This window comes from Odoribacter sp., from assembly GCF_985060555.1.
This window is the reverse complement of the sequence record NZ_CFKYFN010000038.1, coordinates 1-19,912: the sequence shown is the minus strand read 5'-3', so window position 1 is coordinate 19,912 and position 19,912 is coordinate 1. Positions and strand designations below refer to the sequence as shown.

The 19,912-nt window shown below is 43.0% G+C and carries 15 protein-coding genes and 1 tRNA gene; 4 read left to right on the top strand and 12 right to left on the bottom strand.

What is annotated here, in order from left to right; all coding sequences use genetic code 11:
• Positions 1-128: 128 nt before the first annotated feature.
• Positions 129-341, bottom strand: a complete 213-nt coding sequence (locus AC5RDS_RS05445; RefSeq protein WP_494222248.1) for a hypothetical protein — start codon at positions 339-341, stop codon at positions 129-131.
• A 283-nt stretch (positions 342-624) separates the two neighbouring features.
• Between AC5RDS_RS05445 and AC5RDS_RS05440 the strand changes: the two genes are divergently transcribed.
• Both AC5RDS_RS05440 and AC5RDS_RS05435 read left to right on the top strand, forming a co-directional pair.
• The gene (locus AC5RDS_RS05440; RefSeq protein WP_494222247.1) at positions 625-1,236 is read left to right on the top strand and encodes a TetR/AcrR family transcriptional regulator; all 612 of its coding nucleotides are present in this window, start codon (positions 625-627) and stop codon (positions 1,234-1,236) included.
• A gap of 97 nt (positions 1,237-1,333) precedes the next feature.
• Entirely contained in the window at positions 1,334-1,849 is a 516-nt protein-coding gene (locus tag AC5RDS_RS05435; RefSeq protein WP_494222246.1) for an Imm5 family immunity protein, read from the top strand.
• A gap of 44 nt (positions 1,850-1,893) precedes the next feature.
• Here the strand turns inward: AC5RDS_RS05435 and istB are convergent, their stop codons facing one another.
• The 10 genes from istB to AC5RDS_RS05385 all read right to left on the bottom strand — a co-directional run bounded on the left by istB (position 1,894) and on the right by AC5RDS_RS05385 (position 12,447).
• The gene (gene istB / locus AC5RDS_RS05430; protein ID WP_013610662.1) at positions 1,894-2,682 is read right to left on the bottom strand and encodes an IS21-like element helper ATPase IstB; all 789 of its coding nucleotides are present in this window, start codon (positions 2,680-2,682) and stop codon (positions 1,894-1,896) included.
• Positions 2,683-2,693: 11 nt separating this feature from the next.
• A complete protein-coding gene (gene istA, locus AC5RDS_RS05425) occupies positions 2,694-4,259 on the bottom strand; it encodes an IS21 family transposase (protein ID WP_118113350.1) in 1,566 nt (521 codons plus the stop codon).
• Between the two features lie 199 nt (positions 4,260-4,458).
• Positions 4,459-5,391 (bottom strand): ORF6N domain-containing protein, encoded by a 933-nt coding sequence (locus tag AC5RDS_RS05420; protein WP_349174885.1) that lies wholly within the window; start codon positions 5,389-5,391, stop codon positions 4,459-4,461.
• Complete coding sequence (locus AC5RDS_RS05415) at positions 5,391-5,612, bottom strand: helix-turn-helix transcriptional regulator (RefSeq protein ID WP_118064070.1); 222 nt, start codon at positions 5,610-5,612, stop codon at positions 5,391-5,393. The genes AC5RDS_RS05420 and AC5RDS_RS05415 overlap by 1 nt, the downstream gene beginning before the upstream one ends.
• A gap of 361 nt (positions 5,613-5,973) precedes the next feature.
• Entirely contained in the window at positions 5,974-7,071 is a 1,098-nt protein-coding gene (locus tag AC5RDS_RS05410) for a site-specific integrase (RefSeq protein WP_494222245.1), read from the bottom strand.
• 269 nt (positions 7,072-7,340) lie between these two features.
• Positions 7,341-7,413: transfer RNA gene (locus tag AC5RDS_RS05405), tRNA-Lys, on the bottom strand.
• Between the two features lie 85 nt (positions 7,414-7,498).
• Complete coding sequence (locus AC5RDS_RS05400; protein ID WP_118113054.1) at positions 7,499-8,098, bottom strand: IMPACT family protein; 600 nt, start codon at positions 8,096-8,098, stop codon at positions 7,499-7,501.
• A 153-nt stretch (positions 8,099-8,251) separates the two neighbouring features.
• Positions 8,252-9,676 carry a chromosomal replication initiator protein DnaA gene (gene dnaA, locus AC5RDS_RS05395; RefSeq protein ID WP_013610367.1) on the bottom strand — a complete coding sequence of 475 codons (1,425 nt, stop codon included), beginning with the start codon at positions 9,674-9,676 and terminating at the stop codon, positions 8,252-8,254.
• Positions 9,677-10,063: 387 nt separating this feature from the next.
• Positions 10,064-11,245: an MlaD family protein gene (locus AC5RDS_RS05390; protein ID WP_013613788.1), complete on the bottom strand. Its 1,182-nt coding sequence runs from the start codon at positions 11,243-11,245 to the stop codon at positions 10,064-10,066.
• A 29-nt stretch (positions 11,246-11,274) separates the two neighbouring features.
• Positions 11,275-12,447 carry an N-acetylmuramoyl-L-alanine amidase family protein gene (locus tag AC5RDS_RS05385; protein WP_013613787.1) on the bottom strand — a complete coding sequence of 391 codons (1,173 nt, stop codon included), beginning with the start codon at positions 12,445-12,447 and terminating at the stop codon, positions 11,275-11,277.
• Between the two features lie 167 nt (positions 12,448-12,614).
• Here AC5RDS_RS05385 and AC5RDS_RS05380 point away from each other — a divergent pair, with 167 nt between their 5' ends.
• A complete protein-coding gene (locus AC5RDS_RS05380) occupies positions 12,615-15,419 on the top strand; it encodes a putative LPS assembly protein LptD (RefSeq protein ID WP_494222244.1) in 2,805 nt (934 codons plus the stop codon).
• A 177-nt stretch (positions 15,420-15,596) separates the two neighbouring features.
• On the top strand, positions 15,597-17,987 hold the full coding sequence (locus tag AC5RDS_RS05375) for a glycoside hydrolase family 127 protein (RefSeq protein WP_306446131.1): 2,391 nt from the start codon (positions 15,597-15,599) through the stop codon (positions 17,985-17,987).
• A gap of 6 nt (positions 17,988-17,993) precedes the next feature.
• On the opposite strand, the gene AC5RDS_RS05370 is transcribed toward AC5RDS_RS05375, so the two are convergent.
• Positions 17,994-19,136 (bottom strand): DUF4934 domain-containing protein, encoded by a 1,143-nt coding sequence (locus AC5RDS_RS05370; RefSeq protein WP_191835261.1) that lies wholly within the window; start codon positions 19,134-19,136, stop codon positions 17,994-17,996.
• Positions 19,137-19,912: the final 776 nt, after the last annotated feature.

Here is a 19,912-nt window from a genome sequence, read left to right as displayed (position 1 = left end):
TATTAAAATGAAGGATTTCGGGAATAAGGATTATTCGGGAGATTGCTTTGAACTGGCAGGCAGACTGTATGGGCTTAGCTATAAGGGACCGAAAGAGTTCGCCGAAATCATATTATTCATGTGAATGGTCAAATGGATACTCCTTTTTTATCGGCTTTCTGTACCGGGTGATTCCGGCTGACGGTGTTTGCCTGCCTTGTGCCTTCCTGACAGACGGGCGCCTGCTGCGACTGATCCAGCTTTTTGTTCTTGTCCAGATCCCATTTGAAAAAATCAAACTTCGCCCGCTTGTAGCCGGCACGGACGAAAGCACTGAACAAGTTCCCCTCGTTGTCGGTCATGCCCTTGATGCAGGTCGCCTTACCCTGTGCCAGTGATACCTGCAACTCTCCTGTAAGATCTTCCTCTTTCAGCCGTGTGGGGAATTGTGATGTAATCAGGTTAATTGTGGCACGGAAATAGAGGTAAAAGGCTATGGCGCAAAGGGAAAGGAAAGAATAGGGAACGAGTGGCTAGAAGATGGCGTGAAGTGGCTTACCGGCAAGAAAGAATAGCATCCCGATACAAAAACTTCAAAATAAAAAGCGTATCTTCGCAAAAAAACATAAAAAAATACAACCCGATATGATTACCAACCGAGAAGAAGTGATAGATAAAGCATTTAAGGTGTTTCTGAAGATGAATTACGAAAAGGCGAGTATCAGCACGCTGGCGAAAGCCTGCGGAGTGGTAAAGACAGGGGTGGTGTATTATTTTCCCCACAAACTCGACCTGTTCATGGCGGTGGCAGACAAGTATGCCATACAAATGCAGACGCCGTCCAATAAGTTCGCAGAACCGGCAGAAACACTTGCGGAATTTATCGACCAGTATGTGGCAGGAGTAAGAACAGCCATGAACCGTATTGTCAAACTGGTGGAATGCAACGTGGATAACAATGACTGCTGTCCTAACTTCTACTACTTCCATTTCCTTTCTCAAGTGAGGATGTACTACCCCGGAGTCCGTGAAAAAATGGAAAATACCTTCCAAAAGGAGCATGAGTTATGGTGCAAGGTAATACAAAAAGCCAAGAATAACGGTGAAATAAAGCAAGATACGGACGTGAAAAAAACCGCCTCACTGTTCCGTCAGGTGTTCTTGGGCATGTCCTATGAGCAATCGTTCCTGAACGGTCTGGACGTAGAAGAATTGAAGGACAAATTTGATAGTTTATATTCGCTACTGAAAGCCTGATTCCTTTTAGTAATATTTAAAAGATATTTTTTTCTGAACAATCGTTCAAATTTTAATATGTTGTTTATCTTTGGCGCATAATTTAACTGCCAGAGATATGGACAAGGTACATAGACAGCATGGAAGTATCGTCCTGTACGAAGAAAAAAAGGATGGTGAGCAATATATACGGATAGCATATGCTGATAATCCGGTCATTGCCCCGATGCTATCTCAAGAACCTGGGATAAGCCTGGACGGAAACGGGAACGCCTATATAAAAGCATCGGACTTCCGGCTGCCGATTTTTCACGACCGTTATTCTCCTCACACCTACATTGATTATAGCCGGCTATACGCAGGACTCCCCAAATCCAAACGGGAATACACCTTCCCGAAACTCCATCCTGATGAAGACACAATAACAGATAGAATAGAAAGATTAAAAGAGTGGGTCGATCAAAGCAGTCTGGGACATTTGCCTTTACCGTTAAGGATTGATTTGATGAAACGGATCGGTAATATACGTGTCATACAGAAAATACAATGCGAGTGTTGCAAGATGGAAAAGCCACGCGACTTTGACCCTTTTGGCCACGCAGGATTTGCCCACCTTTGGCTACAATATGATTGACCCTTTAAAGTCCTGGTGTTGGGGGTCAATTTTATTTTACCCTTTTAAAATTTCTCGTTTTTCTTAGACCTTAACTTTCGCATACTTTCACCATATAGCTCTATGGTATGAGCTGTATGTATGATACGATCAAGGATTGCATCGGCTATTGTCGGGTCACCTACCATGTCATACCAATTGGAGGATGGGTACTGCGATGTGATGATGATGGATTTCCGTTCATGCCTGTCCTCGATGATTTCAAGCAGTATGGGACGCTCCTTTGCGTCAAGCGGTACGATGAACAGGTCGTCAAGGATGAGTAGTTGGCAGCGCTCAATCTTCTTGAGTTCCGTTTCAAGTGTACCTTTGACTTTGGCGACTTTCAGCGCACCGAGCAGTTTCGGGGCATTGGCATAGAAGGTCCGGAATCCCCTTTTGCATGCTTCGTGGCCGAGGGCACAGGCCAGATAGCTTTTCCCCGTTCCTGAAGAACCGGTAATGAAAAGGTTCTGTGCCTTATGCACAAAATCAAGGGTGGCGAGACGTTCCATCTGGTTGCGCTCCAGCCCCCGGTTCGTGGCATAGTCAATCTGTTCAATATAGGCCTTGTAGCGGAATGCCGCATTCTTGGTAAGCCGTGCAATGGCAGCCTGTGCACGATAGTCCCATTCGCGTGCAAGGAGCATGGACAGGAACGTGTCCGCAGTCATGGATTGCGGAGTGGTACCGGCAAGACTTTCCCTGAAAGCCTCTGCCATACCATGCAATTTCATGCGGTTCATTAAATCCAGTGATATGGTATTCTGGTCTTGTTGTCCCGTTACGGGAGCTGTTTTATTGTTTACTTCCATAAATATGAGTTTTATTGTTTGTCCTTTCTGTAATATTCACGTCCACGTATATTTTTGTGGGTCAATGGAGCCGGGGAAGTCACGTTGGGCTGTACTTTCCCGTCCTCATCGGGAAGGAAATCCGCATCTTCTCCCAGTTCAAGCACCTCGCGCAAGGCCTGATATCCGTATTGCAACTTCTGGTCCGCACATGCACAAGCCGCAACCAGACGGTCACGACCGTATTTTTTCTCCAGGGTCAGGATGCCACGGCATGACCTGAACGCTTTGGGTGGATATTGCATGGCACGCTCCACTTCCCGTAGATAGTTCAATACAATATTGTCTATTTCCGAGGCACGCCGGAAGAGTTCCTCCAAGTCCTTGTCATAGGGACCATAGTGTCCCGGCAGGTTGTGCTCCTTTTTCCAGGAATAAGCGTAAGGAATGTCACAGCGGTCATGGGTGGCGACAAGGCTCATGCCACAGTAGATTTCCACCGTGTCGGCATCATAGAGAATCGTCATGCGCCTGCCTACATACTCCTTTGGAACGCTGTAATGGTGTTTGAACAACGAGACGTAAGAGTTATTCCCGACAGTCATTAGCTTCCTTTCTTTCACCACGTAACGTTTCACGGGAAGCGGTCGAAGATAGTCCTTCTCTCCCTGAAGGAACATTTTCTTGCGTGACATCTCCCGTCCGGCCATCACCTTTTCATTGAAATCAAGCAGGGAGATACGGATAGCGGTATTGAGATCCTCCAGGCTGGAGAATGTCATTCCCTCCATATCAAGGTAAATGGAACGGTAAAGGAGCTTTACGGCATTTTCAACCAAGGCCTTGTCCTTGGGGTGGCGTACACGGGCAGGATAGACCGCACAGCCGTAATGTTCGGCAAAAGCGGCGAAATCATCATTGATGGCAGGCTCGTTGCGGTCGCTGCGTGTAACGGCCGCCTTCAAATTGTCGGGGACGATAGCCGCAGGAACGCCTTCAAAATATTGCATGGCATTCTCGCATGCCTTTATCAGGTCTTCCTTGCGTTGGGACCATACGGCCTCGCAGTAGGTATAATGGCTGAACGGAAGAATGGCGACGAACACCTCGGCCTTTTTCGTCTCACCTGTCATTTCATCAACGACTTCAAGCCTATCACCGGCAAAGTCAATATACATCTGGTCTGCGGCATAGTGCTCGACATGACCGACGACCTTGATGTGAAACTTGTACTGACGGACAGCCCGTTTGAAGGAAGACAACCGGAAACCGTCCGGATATTCGGCATGGTATTCCTTGAACAGTTTTCGGACACTCATGCCTTTGCGTGACAGGCGGGATACATATCCGGGAAGCAAGGCATCCAGTTCGATCCTTCTGGAAGAAGGTTCCCGATGCCGGGACTCCGTACAGCCGAACAGTTCATCCAACTGCCCATCGGGTAGGGAAAGAAGCTGTTCAATGCTCTTGCCGCTTGAAAGGAACAAGCGGACATACTTGCGGACAGTATTACGGGAAGTATGAAACGTGGACGCCGTTTCCTTGATTCCCATGCCGACCGCATAACATCTTAAAATGTTTTTGATTCGTTTATCCATTTGTATAGATTTTATTATCGTCCCCGTTACACCAGGACTCGGGTACTCAAATCTACACAAAAAAATCTATGACAATAGGTAAACTAAGTGGTCAATGCGATTTTGGCCAAAAGGGGCAATCATATTGTAACCAAAGGGGACAATCCTGCGTGGCCAAAAGGGTCAAAGTCGCGTGGCTTTTCCATTAACGAAGCAATTGTTATTCATTGATTTTTGCCACCAATTCGGTTGGTGTTAATACTTCCATCTTGGCAAAGGCAAACCATTTCTTGCCCAAGTCCTTAATGGATGCACCGATATGGTACACGACATCATCTATACACAAAAATCTGTCGTGTGACCTGCGGAACACACTTACATTAATAGGTGGATATTGGCTGTTGTGTCTGTTGATATCAAGACGCAATTGCTGGTTAATCTGTTGGGTATATATGTCAGCAGTTATACCATTGTCTCTTTTGTCCAGCAAAGTAAGAACGGTTTCGTCTACATAATTGTCTATCAGAACAATGCTTCTTTTGGCACTCTTTACCAAGTCTGAAACAAACGTATAGGCATCATATACTTGCCCATCATAGAATATTCCTTGCTTTGGCTGAACACTTCCTTCATCAAGCCTGCGGAACACTTCATCTATGCGTTTGTCTGATTCTTGTTGATGTTGCATCATTTCAAGCTGATGATATTCGATGGTTGACAATCTTCTGAATACATCAGCATTGTTTATTAAGAAATGGCGCATTGACACAAAAGCATCCATGATACGGATGCTGACACGAATCGCAGTTTCGCTTCTCAAAACAGAGGCTAACATGGCAACACCCTGTTCTGTAAATGCAAATGGGCAGACCGTAGAATGCTTGAGATTTTTGAACCGGTCACAATTTGTGACCAGTTCGTCCATTTCATGTTTGCTTAACTGAAATCTGAAATGCTCAGGAAAGCGTTCTATATTACGCTTGACACTTTGGTTTAAGACCTTTGTTTCCACACCATATAGGTCGGCAAGGTCTCTGTCCAAGATAACTTGGACACCACGGATTGTCAATATTCTATTTTCAACAGAAGATAACTGGTCACAATTTGCGACCAGTTCATCATTGTTTACTGTTATGTTCTTTTCCTCTGCCATTATATTTTTACTTCGGGGTTATCTACTATAATAATATCCGAAAGTTCGACCTGTAATAATCGAGATATTTTTATCAAGCTCTCAACATCAGGCTGATTGCAATTGGTACACCACTTTGATATAGTGGTTTGGTCCTTACCAAGTTGTTCGGCAAGCCATTTGCCTGTTTTCTTCTTTTCTACAAGTAATAGCTTTAGCCGATTTAAATCTTTGTTTGCCATATTGTCATCTGTATTTTTTCGGTCTATCATTTATCAATGTACAAAAATAGCACTTTTCTGTTGAAATCCTATTAAAAATGACTAATATTTAAGGATATTTCGCAATTGTATGATTATAAATCATATTTGGATGGTGCTTTGAATTGATTGATAGATTCTGAAAACTATTACTCAATTGTAATTCTTAAAAAACAACAAAAAGAATACAATAATGCGTATTTTTCAAAAATTAGATTTACCTTTGCACCTGTATTCAAAGCGTTCTTTGTATATTGCAAGGTTGTGAAAGAAAAAGAATATAGCTCGTTTCTAAATCGTTAGCAGTTACATTCTTTGTAGTTCTTAATTCACTGATACTCAATCAATAAAAGATTTTGTTGTGTCGCGCAAGATGAAAAGTTATATGTTTATCAATATTACAAAGCGTTGCTATTTCATCAAGATACTCATTCATTTTCTGATTACTGATAACAGGAAGTAATTTCCCGTTTGGTTGCCTATTTTTGTATTTTTCCAGTATTGCTTTGGGTACGTCTAATAAGGGAACATTAGAATTAACAAGAGTTTTCTGTCGTTTTGTTTTAATCCATATATTCCCGTCAAAGGAACGCTGAATATGTTCTTCTCTCAAATTATCTATATCGACAAAAGATAATCCGGTGTAACAACTGAATACAAATATATCTCTGACTTGACTCAGTCTTTTAGAAACAAATACTTTATTTGCAATAATATCCAGTTCTTCCTGTGTCAGATACCCTCGATCCACTTCATCAAAATGAAATTTAAACTTATAGAAAGGATCATTTTGAATAATCCCAGAATCCCTTGCAGAAGCCACGACTTTACTTAATCGCTGAATAAATTTCATTGATGTATTGTTAGTACACTCATGCTCCTTACGAAGATACAGATAGAAGCCCTCTATAAAAAATATGTTAATCTTACATAAAGGAATATCCTCCACTTTATATTTTTGCTTCATAAAATCAATTAACCGCTCTTTAGTAAGCACATAACGGGAATAAGTTCTTTTAGTTACTAATTTTGCATCGACTTTTAATTTATATTCAGCATTGAATTTTCCAAAAAAGTCTATCAATGTCGTTTTCCCCCTTTTTTCTTCGGCTACTCTTTTCAAAGTCCTTTCATCCTGTCCTAAGTAAGCTTCCCTTATTTTTTCGGCTGTCACATAGCCATCTTCTGCAGATAAAGTCTGATAATGTGCTGATATAACTTTACGTATTGAATTAAGCATTGTATTTAACTGTACAATTTCTGCACTTCGTCCTATTGCTTTCCCTTTCGCCACACTCCATAATTCAGATTTGATTGATAAATGAGGGCGAAACTCCACCGCATTCCCATTTACAGTAATACGACCGATAATCGGCATTTCTCCGTTTTTATTGCGGACAGTTCGTTTAAGAAAAAACGATAAAGAAAAGGTACTTTTCATAATCTCATTTTTAACAACAAACTTAAATATTGTATTGTAAATGAGATAGTCTATGTACATGACAAGATCGGTCAGATAACAGCCATTCCATGTAATTACGTGGCCATTTTTTAAATCTTAAAACATAGCCATAAATTAGCCACAAATTAGGGGTATTATGTGGCTATTTTTAGTCTTTTGACAGGAATACCATCAAAAGAAAAACTCCTACAATACCTTAATATTGAAGGAGTTGTCCGTTTTTTGCTGCCTTTTGGCTTTTCTTAGAGTGATCCAGCTGGGATTCGAACCCAGGACCCCAACATTAAAAGTGTTGTGCTCTACCGGCTGAGCTACTGAATCGTCGTTTCTTTCAGAACGCGGGTGCAAAGATAGGGAGGAAATCGGAGTTTGCAAATTTTTTATGGCTTTTTTTTCTAAAAAAATATTACTCTTCGATAATACTTAAAGAATCGATTTTCTCCAAACGTTTTATTAGTTTCGGGAGTTCTTTTCGGCGGATCGCCAACAACATTTCGCAGGATAATTCAAAGTTGCGTTCCAGGACTTCGGGATTTTCCTCCTTGATCACCTTCATGACATCGTTCAGGACTAGGTAACTGAACCGAATCCGCAAAATTTCATCTACGGTTTTTTCGACGATGACGGCATTCCGGATGGCATCGGCAGCAGCTTCACGATAGGCATTGATCAACCCCGATACCCCCAGCTTGGTTCCCCCGAAATAGCGCACGACAACAATCAGTACATTGGTCAGGTCGAAAGATTGAATCTGTCCGAATATCGGCTTGCCGGCTGTAGAGGAAGGCTCTCCGTCATCATTCATCCGGAAATGGGTCTTAGCAGCTCCTAAGCGCCAGGCATAACAATGATGCCGGGCATCGTAATACTTTTCTTTTATCCCGGCAATAATTTCCCGAATTTGTTCTTCGGTAGCCACAGGGTAAACAAAGGCCAGAAACTTACTTCCTTTTTCTTTATATAAGCCTTCGGCTACTACTTCGACGGTTCGGTACAGATCTTCCATTCCAATTACAAAAAAGGACTCAATTACTGCCTCCAAAGAAGAGTAATTAAAAAACTTTCCGTTCCAATCGGGCACCTCAGCAGTTAAACATTCAGTTTACCGAATCTTCTTCTATTCCGGTTGGAACAATGCGGCTTCAGTAACAATGCCGCTTTAATTCCGGCAATACAATTTCCGTTGAATCTCCTCCACCTGGATCTTAAAATTCCGGTCAGTTTCGATCAGGTCGGTGACCGCTTTGCAGGCGTATAAGACCGTAGCATGATCTTTTTTACCGATTTGGCTACCGATATACGACAAAGAATACTTCGTATAGTTTTTACAGAAATACATAGCCAGTTGACGGGCTTGTACCACCTCACGTTTTCGGGTTTTCGTCTGTAAAAGCTCCGACGGAATATTAAAATGTTCACAAACCACTTCCTGGATTTTATCGACCGTCAATTCTTCCGTAGGTTTCTTCACCATTTTTCCAAGGATATCTCTAACGACGTCCACCGTCAGGTCCCTCTTATTAAAAGTCGACTGAGCCAGCAAAGAAATCATCGCTCCTTCTAATTCCCGGACATTATGATCGACATATTTACAGATATATTCGATCACTTCTTCTGAAAAATCGATACCGTCTTTCCGGGCTTTGTTCAACACGATTTCTTTACGTGTATCGAAATCCGGCGCCTTGATCTCGGCCGATAATCCCCAACGGAAACGGGACAGCAAACGATCTTCCATTCCTTCCAATTCGGCCGGAGCCTTATCACAAGTCAGGATCAACTGTTTCCCGGACTGATGCAAATGGTTGAAAATATGGAAAAAAGTATTTTGAGTACCGGTCTTTCCGGCCAGTTCTTGTATATCATCCAAAATCAATACATCGATCAACTGATAGAAATGAAGGAAATCGTTCACTTCATTCCGACGCACCGCCTCTGTAAACTGAGTCTGAAAGATATTGGTCGACACGTACAAGACGACCTTATTCGGAAAATTCTGTTTCACTTCCAGACCGATCGCTTGTGCCAAATGTGTTTTTCCGAGCCCTGAACCACCATAGATCAACAAAGGATTGAAAGCCGTTCCTCCGGGTTTCTGAGCGATAGCCATACCGGCAGACCTTGCCAAACGGTTACAGTTGCCTTCGATATAACTTTCCATGGTATAGGAAGGATTCAACTGGGAATCTATCTGAATCTGATTGGAAGCCCGTTCAAACGGGTTCTTCAGCGTACTGTGACCGGTCTGATCCAGATAAACCGTGCTGCTTGCAGGCTTCCTTACCGGATTAGAAGCTAAAGTCGTTGTCAGTGGCTCAGAAGGTTTACTTCTCTCCACCACAACCGAATAAGCCAATTTTGCATTGGGGCCGATTACCGCTTTCAAAGCACTCTTCAGAATATCGATGTACTCCCCTTCCAAAACTTCATATACATAAGCACTGGCAACCTGAATTGTCAGTACATCATCTTTAAAACGAACAGCACGTATCGGCTCAAAAAGCGTCTTAAACTTTTCAGGCAATACTTGCTTTTGAATCAAAGACAAACATTTCAACCAAATATTCTTACCTTCCTTTTCCATAGTCTATTGTTAGTCAGGTGTTTCTTACTTTTCACAACCCGCCTCTTTTCAGCATGCTAAATTCCATAAAAAAAAATCATAAAAAAAATGGGATTTTACTTGGTTATATTCAAAAAAAGCTTATCAACCAAGAACCAAGACATTAAATATAACCATCTGATAACAAATATATTACACTCCATCAAAATCATTTATTTTTATTAAAATACCTATACCCCATTTATCACATTCAAAGGTTAAAAAAAGGAGAGTACCCAACCTAATCGTTTCAGCTTAAAGGAAAAGTTTCTCGCAACATATTAACATAATAAACATATTATACACATCATTATGTTAATAATCACCACAACGGCAACGCTCCTATTTAGAATGATTCAAATTAAGATTTTATTGAATTTTAACAATAAATGATTGTTTAAAGATTTTATTAACATCTTTCAGATCTTTCTCCGCTTGTTTCAAATTCTTATAAGTTTGGATCAAATAAAGATATTTCCCGTTTTTACGCATTTCCCTTAAATCGGGATATTTCCGGTATAATTCGGAATCCAAGGCCAAGGGTTCCTCCGATTCCGCAATCACGATCCCATAAGTATCCTGGGTCGATTTACCGGAAGAAAAGTCGAACAAAGATAGATTCACAAAGCGTTTTGGATTTTGCCGGAATTCGGTCAGTAATTTATTGAGATTTTCACTCACTGCCGTCAGATTATAATACAAATCACGGTCATTCACCACTCCCCCTAGTGTACCTTTCCCCCGGTTGATCTTCATGACAATGGAATCGGTCTGTGCCAAAACACTATTCAAATAACGAACGGTATTAGCCAGATTAACCGCTTTAAGCGAATCGCTGATCCCGGTAATATTATCCAGGCTACGGGTTATATTCGCATTACTGTTTTCCAGGTTTCCGGTTATGCTATTGATATTCTCGAGAATTTTAGAAATCCGGGAGGACTCGTTGGCCAGCAAATCGTTCAAAGTACCGGAAGCATGCTCTACGTTATCCAGTGTGCGGCTGACACTTTTCAAGGACCCCCGGATATTTCCATTGGCATCTTCACTAAAAATCTCCTGCAAAGCCACCAATACCGTATCCAAAGAGACCATTACCGTCTCGGCTTTCTTCTTCAAGGGTTCCAATTGTTTGTTCAGTTGTTCCATGATACCCAATTCCAATTCCGTTCTCAAGGTATCCCCGCTCTGGGCATAAGTCGTTGCATCTCCGGGGATGAGGTTGATGGCTTTCGAGCCCATCAAGTCGGCGCTACGGATAGCAGCAATGGTATTGGAAGATATCTGCAATTTTTTTCCCACGGTAAACTGTACCAATACCTTATCGTACCGTTCACCGGTAAACTGTATGGCACTGACCTGTCCGACACTATATCCCCGATAGATTACACTACTGGAAACTTTCAATCCATCCACCCGGTCATAAATACCATAAAACACATTATTCCGGTCGAACAATGCTTTCGCTTTCAAAAAATTAATTCCCCAGATCAATATAACAACAGCAACAATTGCTGTTAATGCCAGTTTCACTTCTCTTTTAACCTTCATTCCCATAACATCTTATATCTTACTACTTTTTATTTTTCCGACTCCAATTTTCTGGCTTCTGCCACAGTAATTACTTTATTATTATATATCGCAATGATGAAACAATCTTTCACTTTACGCTTTACGGAAGAAAGTTTTTTCTTCACTACATCTAATTCCTTATCCTTAGCCACATAATAACGATAGCGTCCTCCGGAATTTATTTCCTCCACCTTCTCGCCTGTACAAAGCTTTGCAGGAGTTTTGACTTTCGAAGGAACAGAAGCCACCTGAATAGCATAAAACAATTCGTTTTTTCCGGATTCGGCAACTTGCGTTTTTTGTACTTCTGCAGCCTTTACGGGCTGATTTCCATCCGATGCCACTACCGGTCCGGGTTGTCCGGAGCGGTTCACGCTACTTTTTTTCTCTACTTGTCGTTTATAAGTTTCAATTCCTTTAAAAATAGCAGTAGCGATCTTCGTTTGTCCGGCCTGCGACATTAAAAATTTCTCATCTTCCCGGTTAGAGATAAAACCCGATTCGACAAGGATGGCAGGCATTGTTGCATCTTTCAGTACCAGATAACCGGCTTGTCTGACCCCCCGGTCTTTATGATTGGTCGCTTTGACCATCTCTTCTTGTACGGCACCGGCCAGTTCCAGGCTTTTTTCCTGATGGATATTCTGCATCAAACTAAAAATAATATAAGACTCGGGACTTGTCGGATCGAATCCGGCATAATTCTTTTCATAATCCTTTTCATGCCTGATTACAGCGTTTTCTTTCATCGCCACTTCCAGATTTTCCTTGTTTCGGGTAGATCCCAGCACATAAGTCTCCAGTCCCCGCACAGAAGGAGTTTTACAGGAATTGATATGAATAGAAATAAAAAGATCGGCTTTACAGTCGTTGGCGATCTTGCCCCGTTTATTCAGCTCTACAGGCACGTCTTTCGTCCGGGTATACACCACCCGAATATCCGGATAGCGTTCCGAGATCATCTTTCCAAGCTTTAAAGCAATTCCCAAAGTGAGGTGTTTTTCCTGAGTAAGGGCACCGATTGCCCCGGGATCGCCTTCTTTATTAGCAAATCCACCATGACCGGCATCAATACAAATACATTTGATTTTTCCCGATTCTTTCTGAGCCATAGATTCATATGCGGAAAATATTACCAGTAACCAAAACAATATTCCGGTAAGTCCGTATCGAATTATCATGATATTTAAAACTTTTTAAAAAGAATGCTAGCTATTAACAATCAATATTTCTTACATTTGCAAACCGAATCCAAGGACCGGAATGCGTTTATTCATCACAAAAATAGTATAATAAATTGCAACTAAGAGCAAATATACTTCAATTTCTTACGATTTGCATCATTTTTATGATGGCAGCATGTTCCGTAGCATCACGGTCTTCACATGCCCGGAAAGATATTGCCGCCAGCGAAACGCAAGAAAAGACAGCAGCGGGAAAGCAGCAAGAATCAGCACAACCAGATTCGACGGTTCAAGATAAAACTCCCGGGCCGGTGATTAAAGAAGTCCACCACCCGGTCAAACGTCCGGCATCGGTCAGAGACAGTTTATCTGCTGCCGATTCGGCTTTAATGGCTCCCCGTCCAACTGTGTCGGATTCTCTACTTGCAATAGTCAATATCGGAGTTGCAACCGATTCGACTCCCCGTCCGACTGTGTCGGATTCTCTACAGGTACAATCCGATACACTCCAAACGGATAGTACGAAAACAGAGAAACCTCTTTTTAAAGATGTAGTAGAATACAATGCAGCCGATTCGATCATTCTGGATGTTCCCAATAAAAAAACTTTCTTATATAAAAATGCCTTTGTCAAATATCTGACGACGGAATTAAAAGCCGACTACATCGAATTAGATATGGAAAACAGCCTGGCTTATGCTTCCGGTCTTCCTGACAGTAGCGGTACGATCGTCGGCAAACCCAAATTCAAGGACGGTAGCCAGGAATTCGAAAGTCTGGATCTCAAATATAATTTCAAGACAGAAAAAGGATTTGTCAAAGAGATCATCACCCAACAAGGCGAAGGTTACGTCCAGGGAAAGCTGACCAAGAAAATGTCGGATTCGGTATATTGTATCAAAGACGGCTGGTATACCACTTGTGACAAACACGATCATCCGCACTTCTACGTACGGTTGAGCAAGGCCAAAATGATCCGGGACAAAAAGGTCGTTTCGGGATTTGCCAATCTTTACATCGAAGATGTACCTCTCCCTCTGGCTATCCCGTTCGGATTCTTCCCGATCACCAAAAAAGGAACCTCGGGAATTACTATGCCTACTTACGGTGAAGAACGTATGCGGGGATTCAACTTGCGGGACGGAGGTTACTACTGGTTTATCAACGATTATGTAGACCTCACGGTTACCGGTACGATCTATACCAATGGGTCGTGGGGCCTCAACGTAGGTTCGAATTACAGAAAAAGGTATAAATTCAGCGGTAATTTCGATTTCTCGATGAGCCGGAACCATACCAGTGAAAAAGGAACTCCGGACTATACCCAGTCCAAAGACTGGTCCATCCGCTGGCAACATTCCCAAGATCCCAAAGCCAACCCTTATACGACATTTTCTGCTTCGGTAGATATGTCTTCTGCAACAAACAACTATTATAACGCCAACAATATCAATGATATAGCCAACCAACGTAAACAATCCAGTATTTCCTGGAGCAAAAAGTGGCCCGACCGTCCGTTCAATATCACAGCCAGTTTTACCCACAACCAGAACAGCCGTGACTCCTCGATCTCACTTTCTTTTCCGAACCTGAACTTCCGGGTATCCCAGGTATATCCTTTTCGGCGTAAAGAACGTGCAGGTAAATTAAAATGGTATGAGAATATCGGTTTTACCTACAATGCAGAGTTACGTAACAGTATTCAGACCAAGGAATCCGAACTGGGAAAATCTTTCCAGAATATGGCCCGGGACTGGCAAAATGGTTTTAAACATTCTATTCCATTGAGTACCAGCATCAATATTGTAAAAGACCTATCCCTTTCTCCCTCGTTCACTTATAACGGTGTAGCCTATCTAAGTTCGATCCGTAAAGGCGACTGGGTAGCCGATTCTACGATGCCGGGAGGGGGTTATATCCCTGTCGATACGGTATATGGCCTGCATTACGCCCACAATTACAACGCAAGTCTGTCTCTTTCTTACAACCCGACGATTTACGGTATGTATCAATTCTTACCGACTAGCAAAATTTTTGCCATCCGGCATGTCATCCGCCCCAGTGCCAGCGTATCGTATACCCCTAAAATCGGTGTACCTAAAAGTAAATACTGGAAAACTTACACAGATTCACAAGGTAACGATCAGGAATATTCTATATTCGACAACAAGTTATACGGAACCCCTTCCGGTGCCGAAGAATCGGGGAGCCTGAGCCTGAGCCTCGACAACAACCTGGAAATGAAAGTCCGGAACGACAAAGATACCACCGGCAAGGAAGAGTATAAGAAAATAAAACTATTGGAGAGCTTTCGTTTACAATCCAGTTATAATTTCTTTGCCGATTCTATGCGCTGGTCGGTGATTCAGTTATCGGCCCGGACCAAAGTATTCAATGAAAAAGTCAACATTAACCTGACCGGAACGTTAGACCCTTATGCCATCAATGCCAATGCCGTCAGAATCAACAGGTACAATGGAGGCATCGGACGTCTGACCCGCGTATCGGCTTCTTCGGGCATACAATTCTCTTCGGACAACGGGAAAAACAAAGAGGAAAAGAACGATAGACTGAACGGTCATTATGATGAATATATGGATTTCGATGTTCCCTGGAGTATCAGTCTGGACTATACGTTCAGTTATTCGAAGAATTATTCGCGCAATACCGCTCCCGGAGCCAAAAAACCTTTGAGCAGCAATACCATTTCGCAGATGGTGCGTATCAACGGCAACTTTTCCCTGACCCCGAAATGGAAGATAGGCTACAGCACCGGTTATGACTTCCAGCAGAAAGAAGTGACGGCTACCAGTTTCAACCTCACCCGCGACCTGCATTGCTGGGAAATGACCTTTTCCTGTATTCCCTTCGGCACTCACCAGTCCTACAATTTCCAGATCAACGTCCGTTCCAGTCTGTTGAAAGACCTGAAACTAACGAAGCGGGACTCCTGGTACGACAGGAGGTAAGCACACCCGGCACACCCGCTCAGCAATGTGCCGGTCAGCAACCGCAAGTCGCGCCGATTTTTTTCTGCCTTTGTCAAAAAAATTCTCCTTACCGGACAATATTGATATGAAAACGTACATTTCTGATATTTGTTTTCCTACCCCTATTCTATTTTTGCAGAGGTAAACCGAACAATTATGAGGGAAATAATATTCATATCTATACTCTGCGGAATGCTGAATTTCGTGGCTTGTCAAAAAAAAGTGACCGATTATCCGATCCAACCCGTAAATTTCACCCAAGTCCATTTAGCGGATTCTTTTTGGAGTCCTAAACTGAGTATAAATCGCGAAGTATCCATCCCGACGGCTTTTCACCAATGTGAAATCAACGGCCGCCTGGACAATTTCGCTCTTGCCGCAGGTCTGAAAACCGGAGAACACCAGGGAGATTTTCCCTTTGACGACACCGACATTTACAAAGTAGTCGAAGGAGCTTCCTACGTGCTGGCAGTGCAATACGACCCACAGCTCGACCATTATCTCGACAGTGTCATCCACCTGATAGCAGCAGCCCAGGAACCGGACGGTTATCTTTACACTTGCCGTACCAATCGTTGTGACCGCCTTCAGCGCTGGATGGGCAGCCGTCGCTGGGAGAAAGTCAATAGCCACGAACTTTACAACTGCGGACATTTATACGAAGCCGCCACGGCTCATTATTATGCTACCGGTAAACGTCATTTACTTGACGTCGCGATAAAGAATGCCGACCTGGTATGTCAGGTTTTCGGAACAGATTCAGGACAGATCCATCAGCCCTCGGGGCATCCCATTGTCGAGATGGGGCTTGTTAAAATGTACCGGGTGACCGGTAATCCCAAATACCTGGAAAAAGCGAAGTATTTTTGTGAGGAAGCGGGACGTCTCTCCGATGGGCGCCCTGCCAGTCCGTATAGCCAGGACCACAAACCGATCAAGGAACAAGACGAGGCTGTAGGACACGCCGTGCGGTTCGGTTACCTGTATTCGGGTGTCGCAGATGTCGCCGCCTTGTGCCAGGATCAAGGATTCATCGAAGCTTCAAAACGGCTATGGAACAATATCACCGACCGGAAATTATATATCACAGGAGGTATCGGAGCCAGAGCCTGGGGAGAAGGATTCGGGGAAAATTACGAACTTCCGAACATGACTTCCTATTGTGAAACTTGTGCCTCTATCTCCAATGTCTACTGGAACTACCGTCTGTTTTTACTAACCGGGGAATCGAAATATTACGATGTGCTCGAACGTGCCTTATACAATGGAGTCATTTCGGGAGTCTCTCTCGATGGGAAACGTTATTTTTACGACAATCCTTTGATGTCGGACGGTAGTCATGACCGGAGCGAATGGTTCGGTTGTTCCTGTTGTCCTTCCAATATCACCCGCTTTATGCCGTCCATTCCGGGTTATGTGTATGCCGTCCGAGGGAATACTCTTTTCGTCAATCTATACATAGGCAACGAAGGTCAAATGACTCTGGACGGCCAATCAGTCCGTATCAAACAGGAAACCCGTTATCCCTGGGAAGGCAGGATCAAGCTGACTTTGGATCACTCTCCTGCTTCTTCGTTTACTCTGGCTTTGCGTATTCCCGGTTGGGTACAACAGCAACCTCTTCCCGGCACCCTATATACCTATCTCGACAAAGATACAACAAGTTATACCATCAGCCTGAACGGAAAAACGGTAAAACCGGAAGTCCGGAACGGTTATGCCCTTCTCCGAGGCGACTGGAAGGGTAACGATCAAATCGTCCTGAATTTACCGATGCAAGTCAGAAAAGTGATCGCCGACCCACAAGTTATCGACGATCGTAACAAATATGCTCTAATATACGGTCCGATAGTATATTGTGTCGAAGCCAGCGATCATGACGGTTACGCTTTGGATCTGTTTACAGAGGAAGATACTCCGTTCAGTCCGGAGTTTAAGCCCGATCTGCTTCACGGTGTCATGACCCTAAAAGGCCAGGGATATCATTTACTTTCCGACGGCCATACGACTCTGCCAACCTCCGTGACGGCCATTCCTTATTATGCCTGGGACAACCGCGGAGCCAACGAAATGAATGTATGGATCCCTTATACCCGCGAGGCCAGCATTCCACGCCGCACAGAAACCCTGGCTTCACAAGCACAGGCTTCTGTTTCGATCCCTTACGGAGGATACGGTTTGAACGACCGGTTCGAACCCCGCAATTCGGCGGATAAATCGATGCAGTTTCACAATTGGTGGCAATGCTTTGGCACAGAAGAATGGGCTCAATACGAATGGGACCAACCGATGACTCTCACCGAAGCATCCGTATATTGGTTGGAATTAGGACATTACGATATCGATTTCCAACTCCCGGTCTCCTGGCGTCTCGAATACAAAGCCGGCGAGAAATGGCTGCCGGTAAAAAATACCGATCCTTACGAAATCGCTAAAGATAAATATTGTACAGTCCACTTCCAGCCCGTCAGAACCAAAGCTCTGAGATTAACCGCCCAGTTACAGGAAGGCAAATCAGCCGGAATATTGGAATGGAAAGTAAGGTAAAGTCTCTTAAAACTTAAACTTTACTTTTACCAACAGAGGGTTGCTATCTTCCGGGATCCGGAGATGAGTTTTCTGAATAATAGCTCTTTTTAAAAGATCCTGCCGATTCAGTAAGATTTCATCCCAGTCCCGGTAATCGTTATAGATACCATAAAAAAAGTCTTTATCGGCCCCCACAATCATGAACATCCCGTCGGCATCATCTCCTTTTCTCTCCCAGGTAATCGTTTTGCTATTTTTAAAAGAGTGGATACAATAACAATCGGTTGCCTCAGGTCCGCAATACGAGAAATAGAAGTAATCCCGGGTATCGTAAATATAGACCGGCATTTTATAATAATCAGAACGGAGATAAGTTTGCAGATCCGATGAATACCGGTTTTTTATCGTCTCTTTCCCAAAATCGATTTTCACCCGGGGTACCGGCAAACTATCCGAAAGATAATAACAGATATTATCACTATCCTGAGGCCGGAGAATATATCGATTATCGCTAGTCTGGGTTATCAGAGCTATATTCAGGCCATAGTCTTTACGAGGCAGAAATTTTTGCAGGATTCGCCCCTGTTCGTCATAACGATACAAACAATAGAAATCTTCCGAAAAATTATTCTCGTCCATTTGCGGGCAATAATACAAAAAAGCCGAATGACCGGGTCCACTCGCTATCGCATCGAAGCCATTACATATCTCTGGAAGCTCCAGTGTCGTTTTCCGGATAAACCGTCCGGTCTCCGTACTATATTTCACGATCTCACATCCTCCCAAAATCCATAATTCCCGGGCATCCTGGCTGAGGCATACATCATCGATAGTAAGGTATTCTTCGGGGCCACGGCCATTCTTTCCGATTTGAAATAAAAACTTTCCTTCAGGACTGAACATGAACATGCTGGCAGTACTTTTAATCAGTACATTTCCGTTAGGCAAAAGCAGTATTTTTCCCACCAGTCCGATCAACGCTTTCCCGGTAGTCTCCAAAGGAACAACTTCAACCGAATCGATATACGGCAACAGGTCGTCCACCGCATTTCCTGCACTCAAGGGAGTTATTATTTCCTGTTCAACCGAAACCGGTTTACTCTGATTTCCGCACCCGGCAAGAAACAGGAAGAAAGAAAAGAAGAAAAAAGATTCTAATTTTAGCATAGACATAAGGTTCTCTTTTTCAACAAAGATAATAAAAAAGGTTTATAAACCTTAAACAAGCAAGAAGTAATTTTAAGTACCTTACGCACTAATTCTATTTAGGTTTTAAAAGTTGTACCCCGAACTTCAGGTTCTCTCAACAGGAACAAAGTGAGTCCCGGCAAACCGGTCACCGAAGACGAATTAGTAACGACGAATAAACTTACATTTTTTAATTTTAATAAAAAATCATTATTCACTTGTTTATCTTCAATTTTTTCTTTTCCTTTGTAAAACAGATACAAGAGGTATCTGTCAACAAAATGTTGATGCGTTACTATTACGCGTTCTGAAAGCAAGAAAACTGACAATTTTTAAATAGGAAATCAGAACGATTGTAGCAACGCTCACGTAGGAGGTTCGTATATCAATGATACCTAAGCGTGAGCTTGCTCTTTCTGTTCCTAACCATTGTCAGTGGTTCTTGCCAGATTGAGTTAAGTTCCACGCTTTGTTGTTTTAAAGGCAGCTCCGCGTTTTTCTCAATCCACTCAACATATATACAATTATCAGGCTACTGTTTGAAAGCAGACCGGATACTCCAACAGGCCTCCCAAGCCGTGTGTACAACTATTATACATTCAACCGGCTGCTTTCTTTCAACTATTGACTTGGGATTTCGGGCTAATGAATAGCCGGAGGGTGTCCAAAAAGTATTTGGCACCCTCGATTTATTCGTATCCCTATTGGAGACTGAAATCAAATATCCGATTCTACAAGGGGGTATTTTGCCTTTT

Bases quoted from the DNA above. Each gene is read 5' to 3' on its own strand.
- AC5RDS_RS05445 (WP_494222248.1), bottom strand. From the start codon at position 341: ATGACCGACAACGAGGGGAACTTGTTCAGTGCTTTCGTCCGTGCCGGC.
- AC5RDS_RS05440 (WP_494222247.1), top strand. From the start codon at position 625: ATGATTACCAACCGAGAAGAAGTGATAGATAAAGCATTTAAGGTGTTT.
- AC5RDS_RS05435 (WP_494222246.1), top strand. From the start codon at position 1,334: ATGGACAAGGTACATAGACAGCATGGAAGTATCGTCCTGTACGAAGAA.
- istB (WP_013610662.1), bottom strand. From the start codon at position 2,682: ATGGAAGTAAACAATAAAACAGCTCCCGTAACGGGACAACAAGACCAG.
- istA (WP_118113350.1), bottom strand. From the start codon at position 4,259: ATGGATAAACGAATCAAAAACATTTTAAGATGTTATGCGGTCGGCATG.
- AC5RDS_RS05420 (WP_349174885.1), bottom strand. From the start codon at position 5,391: ATGGCAGAGGAAAAGAACATAACAGTAAACAATGATGAACTGGTCGCA.
- AC5RDS_RS05415 (WP_118064070.1), bottom strand. From the start codon at position 5,612: ATGGCAAACAAAGATTTAAATCGGCTAAAGCTATTACTTGTAGAAAAG.
- AC5RDS_RS05410 (WP_494222245.1), bottom strand. From the start codon at position 7,071: ATGAAAAGTACCTTTTCTTTATCGTTTTTTCTTAAACGAACTGTCCGC.
- AC5RDS_RS05400 (WP_118113054.1), bottom strand. From the start codon at position 8,098: ATGGAAGATCTGTACCGAACCGTCGAAGTAGTAGCCGAAGGCTTATAT.
- dnaA (WP_013610367.1), bottom strand. From the start codon at position 9,676: ATGGAAAAGGAAGGTAAGAATATTTGGTTGAAATGTTTGTCTTTGATT.
- AC5RDS_RS05390 (WP_013613788.1), bottom strand. From the start codon at position 11,245: ATGAAGGTTAAAAGAGAAGTGAAACTGGCATTAACAGCAATTGTTGCT.
- AC5RDS_RS05385 (WP_013613787.1), bottom strand. From the start codon at position 12,447: ATGATAATTCGATACGGACTTACCGGAATATTGTTTTGGTTACTGGTA.
- AC5RDS_RS05380 (WP_494222244.1), top strand. From the start codon at position 12,615: ATGATGGCAGCATGTTCCGTAGCATCACGGTCTTCACATGCCCGGAAA.
- AC5RDS_RS05375 (WP_306446131.1), top strand. From the start codon at position 15,597: ATGAGGGAAATAATATTCATATCTATACTCTGCGGAATGCTGAATTTC.
- AC5RDS_RS05370 (WP_191835261.1), bottom strand. From the start codon at position 19,136: ATGCTAAAATTAGAATCTTTTTTCTTCTTTTCTTTCTTCCTGTTTCTT.